Origin of the sequence: Ensifer sp. Root31 (genome assembly GCF_001424825.1) — a bacterium.
In the GTDB taxonomy this organism is placed as follows: domain Bacteria; phylum Pseudomonadota; class Alphaproteobacteria; order Rhizobiales; family Rhizobiaceae; genus Ensifer; species Ensifer canadensis.
Map to the genome: position 1 here is coordinate 13,455 of NZ_LMCO01000033.1, position 13,787 is coordinate 27,241.

Below are 13,787 nucleotides of genomic sequence, written 5' to 3' on the forward strand. Positions count from 1 at the left end.
AATGATAAACAATGTTCAGACCGAAGAAGACCGCATCCGTGAAAGCGAGCGCAGCCGATTGCGTGCGCTCGTCGCCGCCGATATCACTGCGGCGGCACCTCTTCATGCCGATGACTTCCAGTTAATCACCCCCATCGGCGGAGCTCTATCGCGGGAAGAATATTTCGGTGCCATCGCCGCCGGCCAGATCAAATACCGCGCATGGGAGCCAAGCGATATTGCCGTCCGTCTTTATGGCTCGGCCGCCGTCATACGCTACCGCGCTCGCCTGGAAGTAATCTTCAACGGACATCTCGTGCCGGCCGCAGACTACTGGCACACAGACACTTATGAAGAGCGCAACAGCCGCTGGATAGTTGTATGGTCTCAGGCCACGACCATCAGCCGCTAGCCAAATCGAGGCTGGTAGCCGTTCCCATAAGCCCTTCGAGCCAGAAGCGGTCGAGTATCCGCTTCGGGCCTTCAGGACCAACGATGGGCCATGCGTCGCCTAGAGTTGCGGGGTTAGTCCTCGATGTCGACCTGCTGGAAGCGATGCGAGCCCAATGGCTCCATCACGTAGTTCTTCACCTCTTTCGACATCGGCAGCACAACCGTGGAGTGGGCAATCGGAACCCAAGGTGCCTGATCGCTGATGATGGCCTGTGCCTCTTCGTACAGTTTCGTCCGCTCGCTTTGATCCGAGCTGGTACGCGCCTTCTGGAAGATCTCATCGAGCGGCTTGTAGCACCAGTTGGCATTGTTGCTGCCGCCAACGCCAGAGCAGCTGAAGAAATAGCTGAGCAAATTGTCAGGATCGCCGTTGTCGCTCGTGCCGCCCAAGATGACGGCGCCATCGCGCGCTTCGTCGCGCACCTTCTTCAGATACTCGCCCCACTCGTAGGAAACGATTTCGACACCGATGCCCACCTTGGCAAGGTCCGCCTGCATCAGCTCTGCCGCGCGGCGAGCGTTCGGCATATAGGGACGGCTGACAGGCATAGCCCAGATCTTCATCTTCAGATCTTTGACGCCGGCCCCATCCAGCAGCTTCTTTGCCATTTCCGGATCGTAGCTGTAGCCCTCTATTTTGCCGTTATAGCCCCACATCGTCGGCGGCAGGACGCTTTTGGCGACCTGTCCCATGCCCTGATAAACGGAACCGACAATCGCCTTGCGGTCGATCGCCATATTGATGGCGCGGCGTACTTCCAGCTTGTCGAACGGCGCGATCAAGGTATTCATCGCGAGATAGGAGACGTTGAGACCTGGCTGTTCCAGAACAGTAAGGTCCGGATTTGCCTTCAGCCCGGCCACGTCAGCCGGCGCCGGGTATGGAGCGACATGGCATTCTCCCGCCTGGAGCTTCTGCATGCGTGTCGTCGGATCGGTAGTGATCGCGAAGATGAGGTTGTCGATCTTCGGCGCGCCTGCCCAATAGTCTGCATTGGCCGCAAAGCGAATTGCCGCATCTTGCTGATAATCGACAAAGCGGAACGGCCCGGTTCCGACCGGCTTACGGTCAAGATCCTCGCGCCGTCCTTCAGCCGCCAGCTTGTCGGCATATTCCTTCGACATGATCGAGCCGAAGTTCAGGGCAAGCTTTGACGGAAGCGATGCATCCGGCTGCTTCAGGACGAACTTGACGGTCTTTTCGTCCACCTTGACGATGGCCTTGATGACCGATGGCATGTCCATGGCATTGAACATTTCCCAGTTGGCACCGGGGAAATAGCTGTTCCAGGGATCGTTCTTGTCCAACTGGCGATTATAGGTGAAGAGCACGTCGTCGGCGTTGAAATCACGCGTCGGTGTGAAGTCATCCGTCGACTGGAACTTCACGCCCTCACGCAGTTTCAGCGTGTATTCGAGATTATCGTCGGAAATTGTCCAGCTTTCAGCGAGGCCCGGAATAACCTTGGTCGTACCGCTTTCGAATTCGGTCAGGCGATCATAGATCGTCTCCGCCGAAGCGTCCCAAGTACTGTTGGCCGAGTAGAGCGCTGCATCGAACCCCTCTGGCGCGCCCTCCGAGCAATAAACGAGCGTCTTTGCCATGGCCGGTGTCAGGGCGACGCCCGAAAGCATCGTTGCTGCAAACAGAGAAACAACGGTCTTGCGCGTCCGTGCGAATTTTAGAGTCATTGGCTTATCCTCCCTCAGGAATGGAATGCGAGATGCCCGGCGAATGGCTCGCGCGCACAGGTCAATCGGCTTTGCCGGCCGTCGTGCCGAGGCCGCGACCGGGCGTCCAGACAGGGTCTGGCGCGGTCCAGAGCACATCGTTGCGGATCAGTTTCACCAGTTCACCCGCCTGCAGGTCGAGGAAGCGCTCGCCCTTGTCAGCTGTTGCACTGCGCGGATCGCCCCAGGTGCCGGTGACCGGCGCACGCTCGGCGAAGGAATAGAAGCGCGACACGTCCGCCGGCACATCGACGGGATGTTGCTGGTTGCCATATGCCTGCCCGAACATCTCGGTCTTTACCGCGTCCGGGACGATTGCCAACATGACAGATGCCTCGCCTTCGCAAGCATGCTGCGCACCGGTGTCGACCTCGAAGATTTTCCCCGCCTCCTCCGGCGCCAGCATCCAAGGCGTCGTGGCGACGATCGGCATGGCAAACTCGACCGCCAGCTCACGCACGGCAACCGCGAGCGGATCCATGTTGCCGCCGTGTCCATTGACGATGAAGAGCCGTTGGAAGCCGAGCGTCTTCAGCGAGCGCACGATGCAGCGGATGACGCGGCTGAGCGTATCGTAGTCGAGCGTGATGGTTCCGCCGAAAGGCAGGTGGTGTTCGCTCATGCCAAGCCAGAGGCCAGGCAGAACGGCGACCGGGATATCATCGGCAACCAGACGGGCGGCGCGAATGGCCGCCGCCGATGCGCTGGCGGTATCGGTAATAACCGGCAGATGCGGGCCGTGCTGTTCCAGCGAGCCGATCGGCAGAATGGCGAGCGCCCCGGGCTTGCCGGCAATTTCGCGCAGGCTGGGTGCGGTCATGCGCGCCCATTCAACTTCCTTCGTCATGTCAGGCCTCTTTCATCAGATCACGTTCATGTCCGGATCGCAGGCGCCTGGACCGCCACACGCCTGTCTGCGTCGGACCAGCATTCCGAAACATGCCGAAACGGCGGCCGACAGAAGGGCGCCGATTTGCGTTGGTTCGCGTCACTGTTATCTCCGGCAAGCAGTGGGTCGGGCTTCGCCTCCGCTCCGCCGAGCGAACAGCTCCAAATTTGCACAGTCGGAAATATCAATCAAATTATTTTTCGGATAAGAAAATTATATTTCTTAAAATACCTACCTCGAGCATCAATTCATCGAACCGCCATGCGCCGCCCATGCGGACGGAAGGCGGAACGCCCTATAGCGCTCGTCTGCGTCTCAACCCTCGGCCAGATGACACCTCGCCTGGCGCGGGCCATCGCCGAGGCGGTGGAGAACCTGCGGTGCCTCGCAGCCAGCAGCAGCCTTGGCGCATCGTTCCCTGTAGAAGCAACCGGCCGGCAATTTGCGGTTGTTTGGAAGCTCCCCGATCCGCACCTCGGCAAGGGTCGGCAAGGGGCTTGCGAAACTCGGAGCTGAGGCCAGAAGCGTTTGAGTGTACGGGTGCCGAGGATTGCCAAGAACCTCGTCGGCGGGACCTGATTCAACGATCTGGCCGAGATACATCACAGCGACATCGTCGCAAAAATGGCGCACCAGCGCGACATCGTGCGAAATCAAGAGGTACGTTAACCCCCGCTCCCGCTGCAACTTCAAAAGCAGGTTGACGATCTGCGCCTGCACCGACACATCGAGCGCCGATGTCGGCTCGTCCAACACCATGAGATCGGGATCCGTGCTGATCGCGCGGGCGATTGCGATGCGCTGGCGCTGGCCACCTGAAAACTCGTGGGGCAGGCGATCCAGATGTTCCGGCCTCAAGCCGACGGCAGCGGCCAGTTGCTCCGCCTTCGCATGCAACTCGGCATTGCTGTGTCCGCCGCGAATGTGCAGCGGTTCGCTGATCAGCCGCCAGACCGGCAGCCGCCGATCGAGCGAGGATTGCGGATCCTGGAAAACGATCTGCATCTTCTGCCGCAGATCGCGCTTTTGCTTTCCCTGTGTTGCCTGCAAATCCTGGCCGTCGATCGTCACCCTGCCCTGCTCGTAAGGCGCAAGCCCGATGATCGCCTGGGCGAGCGTGCTCTTGCCGCAACCGGACTCGCCGACAATGCCGAGGCTTCTACCGCCGCGAACCTCAAGGGTGACGCCGTTGACGGCGTGCACATGCGAGGTGGGGCGACCGAGCCAGTCTCGGGACGCGGGGAAGCGGACTTTGAGATCGGAAACTTCCAGAACGGGCCGGGTTATCGTGTCAATACCTTCGGTCATTGCGGGCTCCCCTGCTCTGTTTCCGGTCCGACACCACGCCGCCAGCAGGCCACCTGTCGGCCATTGGCGCCCTCCAACTGCGGAGACCGGGATCGACAGAGATCAACCGCTTCCTTGCATCGTGGCTGGAAATAGCAGCCGGCAGGCGGGTGCATCAGGTTCGGTACCGCGCCGGTGATCGCTTCGAGTTCCTGCTTCGGCGCCACCCGTTCCGGCAGGCAGCGCAGCAGCGCCTGGGTATAGGGGTGCTGCGGCGCGTCGAGAATGGCTCGCGTCACGCCCTGCTCCACGATCCTTCCGGCATACATCACGTAAAGTCGATCGCAGAGCTGCGACACGACCGCGACGTTATGCGAGATGAAGATCACCGACGTCCCGGTCCGGCGGGCGCGGTTCTGGATAAGCCGCAGTATCACGGCCTGGACGGTGACATCGAGCGCAGTCGTCGGCTCGTCGGCGATGATGAGCCCGGGATTGCAGGAGAATGCCATCGCGATCAGAACCCGTTGCCGCATGCCGCCGGAGAGCTCGAACGGATAGAGCTTCATGACCCGCTCGGGCTCGCCGATCAGCATGTCGGCAAGAATATCCCGGGCAATGCGCCTGGCATCCGTCAAGCTTGCCTCCTCGTGACGCATGATGACATCAGTCAGCTGCTTGCCGATGCGGATCGTCGGGTTGAGCGCGTTCATCGGCTCCTGGAAGATGGTCGAGACCATCTTGCCGCGCACATCCTGCAGTTGGCTCTCGTTCATGGCGAGGGTGCTATGACCAAAGATCCTGACGGAGCCGCCGGTGATCCTGTAGCGCCCCTTGGGCAGCAGCCCGGTTGCTGCCATGGTCGTCACCGATTTGCCGCAGCCGGACTCGCCGACGATCCCGACGATCTCTGCCTTTGCGACATTGATCGACACATTGTCGAGCGCCTTGATCGCCCCGCTGAAGGTTGGGAACTCCAGCGACAGATTGTGAATGGCCAGCGCCTGACCGCGAGATTCAACAATACCGGTCGTCATCATCTGCCCCTCAAGCGCGGGTCGAGCATATCGCGGATGCCGTCGCCAACGAGGTTACATCCCATGGCCGTGATCAGAATGGCGAGACCCGGGAAGGTCGCGTACCACCACTGATCGAGCATGTAGCTGCGGCCGCTGCTGACGAGCGCGCCCCATTCGGCGGTGGGCGGCTGAGCACCGAGGCCGATGAAGCTGAGGGCGGCTGCGATCAGCACAACACCGCCAAGATCGAGCGTCGCCTGCACGATGATCGGCGACATGGCGTTTGGCAGGATATGCCAGCGCAGAATGTAGAGCGGCGAGGCACCGAAAGTGCGCGACGCCTTTACGAAGACCTGCTCGCGCAAGGACAGCGTTTGACCGCGGGCCAGGCGCACATAGGCGGGAATCCGCACGATCGCCACGGCTAGCATGGAGTTGAAGAGGCTGGGCCCAAGGGCCGCGGCCAGCGCCATGGCCAACACGAGCGCCGGCAAGGCAAGGACGACGTCCATCAGCCGCATGACGGCGGTGTCGACCCGTCCGCCGACCACGCCGGAAAAACAGCCGATCAGCACCCCAACCGACATCGAGATCAGGACAATCATGAAGGCGGCGCCGCAGGATGCCCTTGCCCCATAGACGACGCGCGAGAACAGGTCGCGGCCGACCTCGTCGGTACCGAACCAATGGGCAGCACTCGGTGGCAGCAGACGCGCCGTCAGCGAGACCTTGTCCGGGTTGTACGGCGCGATCACCGGCGCGGCGATGATCATGATGAGGACGAGCAGGATGATGGCAGCGCCAACCAGGGTCAGCGGGCTCCGGCGGCTGAGGTACCAGAGATAACGCAGCCGCTCGGATAGGGACCTGGTCCTGCGCATTGCGGAACTCGCCGCGACAGGTTCGGTGGGGATGACGGCAGACATGATCAGACCTCCCTGATCTGGGGGTCGGCGAGCATGTAGGCGAGATCGACCAGGAGATTGATCAGCACATACCCAATGGAAGCGACGATCGTGAAGCCCATGATGGCGGGAAAATCGAGCGTCTGAATGGAGGTGACGACGTAGGTGCCCATGCCGGGCCAGGCAAAGATCGTCTCGGTCAGCACCGCGCCATAGAGAAGATCGCCAAGTGCCAGCCCGAGCAGGGTGATGGAAGGGATCAGCGCGTTTCTGAGCGCATAGTTGAAGATGATCATGCCCTTGCGCAGGCCGCTGGCGCGCGCAGTGCGAATGTAGTCTTCCTGCAGGACATCCAGCATCGAGGCGCGTATCTGGCGCGTGATCACACCCATATTGGCAAAGGCCAACACAAAGCCCGGCAGGATGATGTGGTAGACGGCGCTGCGGAAGGCATCGAAGCGGCCTTGCAGCAACGAGTCGATCAACAGGAACCCGGTGATGCGTTCGGGCGCAACGATGCCCATGGCCAGACGGCCGCTGCCGGGCAGTATCTGAAACTTGGCGTAGAAGAGATAGATCAGGATGAGGCCGAACCAGAATACCGGCATCGAGATGCCGCACACGGAGACAGTGCGCGCAATCTGGTCAATCGGACCGTCCTTGTAGACCGCCGACAGCACGCCAAGCGGTACACCCAGACAGATCGCGATGAAGAGCGCGACCGTTCCAAGCTCCAGCGTCGCCGGCAGGAAGGTGCGGATATCGCCGGCGACCGGGCGATTGGTCCGCAGGGACGTCCCCAGATCGCCCTGCAGCAGATTGCCGATATAGATGGTGAACTGTTCGACAACAGGTCGATCAAGGCCGAGATTGCGCCTGACGTTTTCAAGCGTTTCGGCGCTCGCCCGGTCGCCTGCGATCATGCGCGCCGGATCTCCCGGGATGAGATGGGAGATCGTGAAGGTGATGACGGCGACGCCTAACACCACGAAAAGCAAAAGTACCAGGCGCGGGATGATGATGCGGGTGATAGCCATGGACGTCAGCCCTTCCGGCAGGAGAACCCTGACCTTGCTTGGGAAACGATGAAACCCTGCCGCCACAGCCGTTGAGGCGGGCGGCAGGTGTTGCGTGGAATGAGGCCCGTCAAGGCCGCGGGATCGGCCTGATCCGGCTCCGTCATTCCGTTTTCGACATCGTTCCGAAGTTGTAGACCTGGATCAGCATGGGGTTGTAGACATAGCCTTGCACGACGGCGCGGCGGGCGAAGATGTCGTTCTTTTCCATGATGTAGAGATAGGGCGCGTCCTCAGTCGAGAGCTTCTGCGCTTCGGCATAGAGTTCCTTGCGCTTCTCCTCGTCGACGATGGATCCCGCCTCTTTCACGAGCGTGGTCACCTTGGTGTTGTCGTAGAAGGAACGGTTGCCCGGACCGCCCATTTTGTCGGCGTCGAACCAATAGTTCATGAACATGTAGGGGTCGGCGAAATCAGGCGTCCAGGCGCCGGGAGCCATATCGAATTTGCCATTGGCCACCAGTTCGCGTTTGGTCGTGTCGGCGACCGCCTGCAGATCGAGCTTGATGCCGATTTCCGCAAGAGACGCCTGCAATGCAAGCCCGACCGGCTCCCAGGCAGGATCGGCTTGAGAGAAAGTGTAGGTCAGGCGAATGTCACTCTTGCCGGAGTCGGCGAGCAGGGCCTTGGCCTTCTCGACATCATATGTGTACTGGAAACCCTTCGGGTCGTGCCCCCACATGCCGCTCGGCACCGCGCCGCGCATCTGCTTGGCCTGGCCGAGCATGATGCCGTCTATGATGCCCCGATAGTCGACCGCATAGGAAATCGCCTGGCGAACCCTGGCGTCATCCAGCGGCGGCTGGCGGTTGTTCATGTAGATGTAGTTCACATACATGCTGGGATTGCTCTCGACCACGACGGAGGCGTCCTTCTGCAGCGCCTCCGCCTGATCGAGCGGGATCTGCTCGATGATGTCGGCATCACCGTTGGTCAGTTGAAGACGACGGGCCGAGACGTCGCCGACGATGCGGACGACCACTTGTTTCAGCGCCGGCTTGGTGCCTGCGTAGTGCTCGTTGCGATCGAGCACGATGCTCTGGTTGCGCTCCCAGGAAGCTATACGGTATGGGCCGCTACCTGCGGAGTGCTCCGCAAGCCAGGCCTTCGCCATGTCGCCGTCCTTCTCGTGCTCCATCACCTTGGGATTGATGATCGCCGCACCGGAGACGGCGAGTGTCGAGATGAAGGGCGCAAATGGCGCCGTCAGATGGAATCTCACCGTCTGCGGATCGACGACCTCGACCTCCTTCAGCACCGGAAACGCGTCGGAGGGTCCCGCCTTCAGCTTCATCAATCGATCGAAGCTGAATTTGACCGCAGCGGCGTCGACCGGTGTGCCGTCATCGAACTTGTGGCCGCTGGCGAGCTTGAAGGTCCACACGAGGCCGGCGTCGTCGGCAGTCCAGCTTTCAGCCAGTTCGGGGCCGACCTCCGTTGTCGCACCCTTGTAGGCCACGAGCCTTTCATAGGCAGCGTAAATCAGTGTGTAGCCGCTGTTGCTGATTTCGACGCCAGGATCGGCGGTCGGCGGATCTTCCGCTCGCGCCAGTACCAGCACGTCCTGCGCAGCGATCGCGCCGGAAAGAGGCGTTGATGCCAGAAGCAAGGCGACGCCAATCGATTTCCACTTGGAAGCGTTCATCTCGTAGTCCTCCCCAGAACTGCGGCGCACGATGCCCTCCCGGCACCGACCGCAGCACTAGAGTAGGAAACGATTTTCCTAAGTGCAATATTTTTTCTTATCGTACTCGTCTTTAGTTACATTAGCTTGTGAGCTTGGTCGTTTGTGCGTTCGCCAAGGTGGAGACCAATTCGGTTTCCGGGGTCGAGCAAACGCACAGGATTTGCGCAGGTTCTTCGCTCACGCTGAGATAGGCGTGCCCCGTCATGGCATCGAAATAGCAGGAATCGCCTTTCTTGAGCCGTAAGGGCGCATAGATCTCGGTATGAAGTTCGAGTTCCCCTTCGATAACGTAGAAGAACTCCTCGCCCTTGTGCCGGATAAGCGGCCCGAACTCCTCGAGCGTGCGGGCGCGGGCCACCGCCACGATCGGAACCATCGACTTCTTCGAAATCTCCGTACAAACATAGAGATAGTCGTAGTTTTGTGTGATGATCTCCCGCCCATCGCCGGATCTGGTATAAGTGCGGCGCCCCAGCATACTGGGGGCTTCCTCAGCACCCGCCGTGGTCCCGAAAAGCTCGACGATATCGACCTTGAGGCCCTGGGCGAGCTGAATCAATCGGTCGTAGGTGAGCTGCATCTGGTTGTTCTCGACCTTGGAAAGGGTCGAGACCGCAAGCCCGGTCATGGAGCTCACCTCTGCCAGCGTCCAGCGATTGCGGTTGCGAATCTCCTTCAGGATATCGCCGAGGCTGGATTTCGCATCGGTCATCGTTGGCGTCTCCAATTTACCTGCAGCCGTTCCGGACCGCGTGCCGCTCTCGGCTCAGCCCGCGACGCGGGCAGAATCCGACTGGCATGATAGGAAAACCATTTCCTATAATACTTGGCCGAAATCAACATCGGCTTGAAAAGCAATCCCATACTAGAGCATCCCGCTTTCACGTGGAATCGCCGAAGGTGGATAAGATGCCCTAGAATCAAAGTGCTAGAGCGCCGAGCGACACCCTTGCACCCAGGCGTCACCGGCACGACCCAATGGCTGCCAAATCTTCGCCGCGCTGAGCCGCGCCAAATGGCATCCTTTCTACTGTGCGAACGGGTCGCCGACCTTCGGCCAATAGGGGCGTCTCAATTTTGTGAAGGGCAGCTGTTCAAAGCTGGGTTGCAAGGCGCCGGGGCCGCCGACATAGAGGATTTCGCTGGCGATCGGTTCAAAGCCGGCGCGGAAGTGGTTGCTCGACTTCACCACGACAATCTTCCTCTGCGCCGGGTTCAAGCCCAGCGCCGTCATGCATTCCGGGTGGAAGACTTGTGTGCGCACGGTGTTCAGCACGATGTCGATGCCGCCTGCCGTAACCCACACCGCGTCGCCGATCCCGAGCGGCGTCGGCCCGAAGCGCTGGGTAACGCCGGAGGTGATGCGCCTGACATTCACGGTCAGATCCAGGGGGTCGCCGGAGGCCGGCCCGACCTTGCCGCCGATCCTCAGCGCCAATGTCGCCCCTTCTCCCGCCTCGCGGCACATGCGCACCGCAATCGGGTCCCAGTAGAGGCAGGTCGCCACGTCCTCGATGCCGCGTTCGATGATGCGGCGCAGGATGAAGGTCGAGTCTCCGGGCGCCCCGCCGCCGGCATTGTCGGAGACGTCCGCCAGCACGATCGGTCCGCTCTTCGCGGCGACGGCCCGATCCAGCGCGTCATCGATATCGAGGTAGGTGCCGCGCATTTCCTCACGCGCATCGAATATCTCTCTGCCAAAGGCCTCCGCGGTCCGTGCCGCCTTCGCTGTATCGTTGTCGGTCACGACGAGCATCTTGGCGCCGACATCTTCGACGTCTCCCCAGGGAAAGCCGTGACCGAAGGAGACCGAGAGAATGCCATCCTGCCCCTCCATCGCCTTCATGCGGTCGACAATGCCGCGCAACGGCGCGCGATGCGGGTGGAAGGTATTGATCATCCGGCAGTCATAGAGGCCCATCACCGGCCGCACTTCGCCCGCAAGGGTTCGCTTCATCAACCGGAACAATTGGTCGGCGACCTCCTCGATGTCGGTGTGCGGATACTCCTTGTAGGTGGAGATCATAGTCGCGCTCGAGAGCATGCGATCGGTGATGTGGCAATGCAGATCAAGCTCGGCAGCAACCGGGACATTCGGCCCGACCACTCCGCGCACATGCTCGAGCAGATCCCCCTCAACATCGTCATAGCCCTCGGCAACGCAGGCGCCGTGCAGGGCAAGCATGACCGCGTCGACCGGCATCGCCGCCTCGAGGTCGCCGAGGATGGTGGAGCGGAAGCTTTCATAGACCGCCCGCGTGGTCTTGCCGCCGGGCTCAGCCACGGCGCAGAGGCTCTCCACCACGTCCCAGGCTTCTTCGTCGGCACCATTGCGCCAGACAGACATTTGCGACGAGCAGCAGGTGAGCGGCCTGCTGGTGGCGTCGCCATAGGCGATCAGGTTTTCCCGGAAGGCCTCAAGGCCCGTCTGCATCGGCGAAAACGTATTGGTTTCGGTGTCCAGCCCCGCAATAAACAGTTTCATTTTTGCCTCTCGCCAACAAAGAAAGATATTTTCTAATCATAAAACTATGTTTATCGTCGGAAAGTCAAATGCATCATTCGCGCCATCGCGCGGCTGGCCGGGGAGGCAGGAATGCGCATATATATTTCCGCGGATATCGAGGGGATAGTCGGGGTCGTCAGCCGCGACCAGCTGATGCCGGAAGGTTTCGAATACGAAAACGCGCGCCGTTGGATGACAGATACCGTCGTTCACGCCTGCGAGGCTGCTCACGAGGAAGGTGTGGAAGAGGTTATCCTCAGCGATTCCCACGGAAATGGCGAGAGTATCCTAATTGACCGTCTGCCCGACTATGTGCAAATCGTCCGCAGCTGGCCGCGGCCGCTAATGATGATGCAGGGCGTCGAGCTCGGTTCCTTCGTTGGTGCGATGCTTCTCGGCTACCATGCCGGGGCAAGTCATCCGGGTGGCGTGCTGTCGCACACGATCGGCGGCACAGCCTTTGCCGAGGTGCGGATCAACGGTGTCGTCATGCCGGAGGCCGGCATCAATGCTGCCATTGCCGGGCATTTCGACGTGCCGGTCCTGCTCGCCTCAGGCGACAACATCGCCTTGGACGAGATCAAAGCGCGTATCGGCGATATCGTGACGGTGCCGGTCAAGCAGGTTTACAGCACACAATCGGCGATATCGTTGACGCCGGCCGTCGCGCATCGCCGGATTCGCGAGGGCGTCAAAGCGGCGCTGGCGAGAGCCGGCGCGGCGAAACCGTTCAAGTTGGAAAACCCGACGCTGGAGATCGTGTTCCGAAATCGCCTGCCGGCCGAATATCTCTCTTACCTCAAGGGCGTCGAGCGCACCGACGGTTATACGATCCGCTACCAGGGCGACGACATGATCGACGTCTCGCGCTTCATCCAATTCGTGGTCGGCTACAATTCACGCCTGACTTTCTGACCAACTCCGCTACGGAATCCCGCCATGACCACCTCCATTATCCTCGGCGCCGGCATGGTCGGCGTCTCCACCGCGCTTGCATTGCAGGAGAGCGGGCACCAGGTGGTGCTGCTGGATCGCCAGGCACCAGGGCGGGAAACAAGCTATGGCAACGCCGGCATCATTCAAACTGAAGCCGTCGAGCCCTATGCCTTCCCACGCAGCTTGAACGAAATTGCCAGGGTGGCGCTCAAGCGCGGCAACGACGTCGATTGGCGGCTTGGCGATATGCGACGTCTGGCGGGGCCGCTCTGGCGCTATTTCACACAGTCTGCGGCTGCGCCTTACGCGAGAACAATTGCTGCCTATTCCCAGCTCGCGCTGCGCGCGAGCGACGATCACGCGCGCTTCATCGAGCCCGCGGGTGCTGGTGAACTGATCGTGCGGCGGGGATGGCGCGCTGTCTATCGTACGCCCGCGAATTTCGAAGCAGCTGCCGCGGCCGCGGAGCGGCTGAGGCGTGTCTACGGCGTGCCCTCAGATGTGCTTGGTGCGGACGAACTTGCGGCGAGCGAACCCGCGCTGCTGCGTCGGCTTGCGGGTGCTGTCCATTGGACCTCGCCTTGGACCTGCCGTGACCCGGGCGAACTGGTTGCGCGCTACGCCGCTCTCTTCGTGGCGCGCGGCGGGACGCTGGCTCGGGGTGACGCCATGACGTTGCAGCAGAATGGTGCCGGTTGGCGGGTCTTGTCTGAGGATGGCGTTGTCGGCGCTGAAAACGCGGTCATTGCCCTGGGACCATGGTCGCCGCCGCTTGCGAAGATGTTCGGCTATAGCATACCCATGGTGTTCAAGCGCGGTTATCACAGGCATTTTTCAGGCCCGGACGGGCCGCGCGTCTCAATGCTCGATGTCGACAATTCCACGTTGATTGCGCCGATGAATGCGGGATGGCGGGTTTTGACCGGCGCGCATATTGCGCCGCCGGGAGCAGCGCCTGCCTCGCGACAGATTCGACACGCGACCAGCGCTGCGCGCGAGCTTTTTGCGCTGGGCGAGCCCATCGAACCGACGCCATGGTCGGGTACCCGCCCCTGCATACCCGACATGCTGCCTGTCGTCGGCCCGACCCGGCATAAGGGCTTGTGGTTCCATTTTGGTCACGGCCATCAGGGCTTCACATTGGGCCCGACGACCGCATTCCTCCTGGCAGAGTTCATGGCAATGGGCCGCTCGCATCCCCTTACTCTCCCCCTGCTGCCGTCAGCGCGAGGTTGGGCGTAACGCAGCCGCAAAGACCACGACGGATTGTGTTGGGGTGGATTTTGGGATGTTGATCATCGACGTTGACCGATTCAAAA

At 61.1% G+C, this 13,787-nt stretch carries 12 protein-coding genes; 3 read left to right on the forward strand and 9 right to left on the reverse strand.

The window, feature by feature from the left end:
• Position 1 precedes the first annotated feature (1 nt).
• Entirely contained in the window at positions 2 to 391 is a 390-nt protein-coding gene (locus tag ASD00_RS24495) for a nuclear transport factor 2 family protein (RefSeq protein WP_057209684.1), read from the forward strand.
• Between the two features lie 113 nt (positions 392 to 504).
• On the opposite strand, the gene ASD00_RS24500 is transcribed toward ASD00_RS24495, so the two are convergent.
• From ASD00_RS24500 to ASD00_RS24540, 9 genes are all read right to left on the reverse strand, one after another.
• Positions 505 to 2,067 (reverse strand): ABC transporter substrate-binding protein, encoded by a 1,563-nt coding sequence (locus tag ASD00_RS24500; RefSeq protein WP_244496125.1) that lies wholly within the window; start codon positions 2,065 to 2,067, stop codon positions 505 to 507.
• Positions 2,068 to 2,185: 118 nt separating this feature from the next.
• Entirely contained in the window at positions 2,186 to 3,010 is an 825-nt protein-coding gene (locus tag ASD00_RS24505; protein WP_057209686.1) for a creatininase family protein, read from the reverse strand.
• Between the two features lie 357 nt (positions 3,011 to 3,367).
• Positions 3,368 to 4,360 (reverse strand): oligopeptide/dipeptide ABC transporter ATP-binding protein, encoded by a 993-nt coding sequence (locus ASD00_RS24510; protein ID WP_057209687.1) that lies wholly within the window; start codon positions 4,358 to 4,360, stop codon positions 3,368 to 3,370.
• On the reverse strand, positions 4,357 to 5,376 hold the full coding sequence (locus ASD00_RS24515; protein WP_057209719.1) for an ABC transporter ATP-binding protein: 1,020 nt from the start codon (positions 5,374 to 5,376) through the stop codon (positions 4,357 to 4,359). Before ASD00_RS24515 ends, ASD00_RS24510 begins: the two co-directional genes overlap by 4 nt.
• Positions 5,376 to 6,284 carry a D,D-dipeptide ABC transporter permease gene (ddpC, locus tag ASD00_RS24520; protein ID WP_057209688.1) on the reverse strand — a complete coding sequence of 303 codons (909 nt, stop codon included), beginning with the start codon at positions 6,282 to 6,284 and terminating at the stop codon, positions 5,376 to 5,378. The genes ASD00_RS24515 and ddpC overlap by 1 nt, the downstream gene beginning before the upstream one ends.
• A 2-nt stretch (positions 6,285 to 6,286) precedes the next feature.
• Positions 6,287 to 7,300: an ABC transporter permease gene (locus ASD00_RS24525; RefSeq protein WP_025430709.1), complete on the reverse strand. Its 1,014-nt coding sequence runs from the start codon at positions 7,298 to 7,300 to the stop codon at positions 6,287 to 6,289.
• Positions 7,301 to 7,442: 142 nt separating this feature from the next.
• Positions 7,443 to 9,014 (reverse strand): ABC transporter substrate-binding protein, encoded by a 1,572-nt coding sequence (locus ASD00_RS24530; protein WP_244496124.1) that lies wholly within the window; start codon positions 9,012 to 9,014, stop codon positions 7,443 to 7,445.
• A 91-nt stretch (positions 9,015 to 9,105) separates the two neighbouring features.
• Entirely contained in the window at positions 9,106 to 9,738 is a 633-nt protein-coding gene (locus tag ASD00_RS24535) for an XRE family transcriptional regulator (protein ID WP_025430711.1), read from the reverse strand.
• Positions 9,739 to 10,053: 315 nt separating this feature from the next.
• Positions 10,054 to 11,511, reverse strand: coding sequence for a M81 family metallopeptidase (locus ASD00_RS24540; RefSeq protein ID WP_057209690.1), 1,458 nt, complete (start codon positions 11,509 to 11,511; stop codon positions 10,054 to 10,056).
• Between the two features lie 111 nt (positions 11,512 to 11,622).
• On the opposite strand from ASD00_RS24540, the gene ASD00_RS24545 reads away from it, so the two are divergent.
• Entirely contained in the window at positions 11,623 to 12,447 is an 825-nt protein-coding gene (locus ASD00_RS24545) for a M55 family metallopeptidase (RefSeq protein WP_057209691.1), read from the forward strand.
• 24 nt (positions 12,448 to 12,471) lie between these two features.
• A complete protein-coding gene (locus ASD00_RS24550) occupies positions 12,472 to 13,710 on the forward strand; it encodes an FAD-dependent oxidoreductase (protein WP_057209692.1) in 1,239 nt (412 codons plus the stop codon).
• Positions 13,711 to 13,787 lie beyond the last annotated feature (77 nt).

What these genes read in the sequence shown, in the direction of transcription:
- ddpC (WP_057209688.1), bottom strand. Translation starts at nt 6,284, where the DNA reads ATGTCTGCCGTCATCCCCACCGAACCTGTCGCGGCGAGTTCCGCAATG.
- ASD00_RS24495 (WP_057209684.1), top strand. Translation starts at nt 2, where the DNA reads ATGATAAACAATGTTCAGACCGAAGAAGACCGCATCCGTGAAAGCGAG.
- ASD00_RS24510 (WP_057209687.1), bottom strand. Translation starts at nt 4,360, where the DNA reads ATGACCGAAGGTATTGACACGATAACCCGGCCCGTTCTGGAAGTTTCC.
- ASD00_RS24550 (WP_057209692.1), top strand. Translation starts at nt 12,472, where the DNA reads ATGACCACCTCCATTATCCTCGGCGCCGGCATGGTCGGCGTCTCCACC.
- ASD00_RS24500 (WP_244496125.1), bottom strand. Translation starts at nt 2,067, where the DNA reads ATGCTTTCGGGCGTCGCCCTGACACCGGCCATGGCAAAGACGCTCGTT.
- ASD00_RS24545 (WP_057209691.1), top strand. Translation starts at nt 11,623, where the DNA reads ATGCGCATATATATTTCCGCGGATATCGAGGGGATAGTCGGGGTCGTC.
- ASD00_RS24535 (WP_025430711.1), bottom strand. Translation starts at nt 9,738, where the DNA reads ATGACCGATGCGAAATCCAGCCTCGGCGATATCCTGAAGGAGATTCGC.
- ASD00_RS24515 (WP_057209719.1), bottom strand. Translation starts at nt 5,376, where the DNA reads ATGACGACCGGTATTGTTGAATCTCGCGGTCAGGCGCTGGCCATTCAC.
- ASD00_RS24525 (WP_025430709.1), bottom strand. Translation starts at nt 7,300, where the DNA reads ATGGCTATCACCCGCATCATCATCCCGCGCCTGGTACTTTTGCTTTTC.
- ASD00_RS24540 (WP_057209690.1), bottom strand. Translation starts at nt 11,511, where the DNA reads ATGAAACTGTTTATTGCGGGGCTGGACACCGAAACCAATACGTTTTCG.
- ASD00_RS24505 (WP_057209686.1), bottom strand. Translation starts at nt 3,010, where the DNA reads ATGACGAAGGAAGTTGAATGGGCGCGCATGACCGCACCCAGCCTGCGC.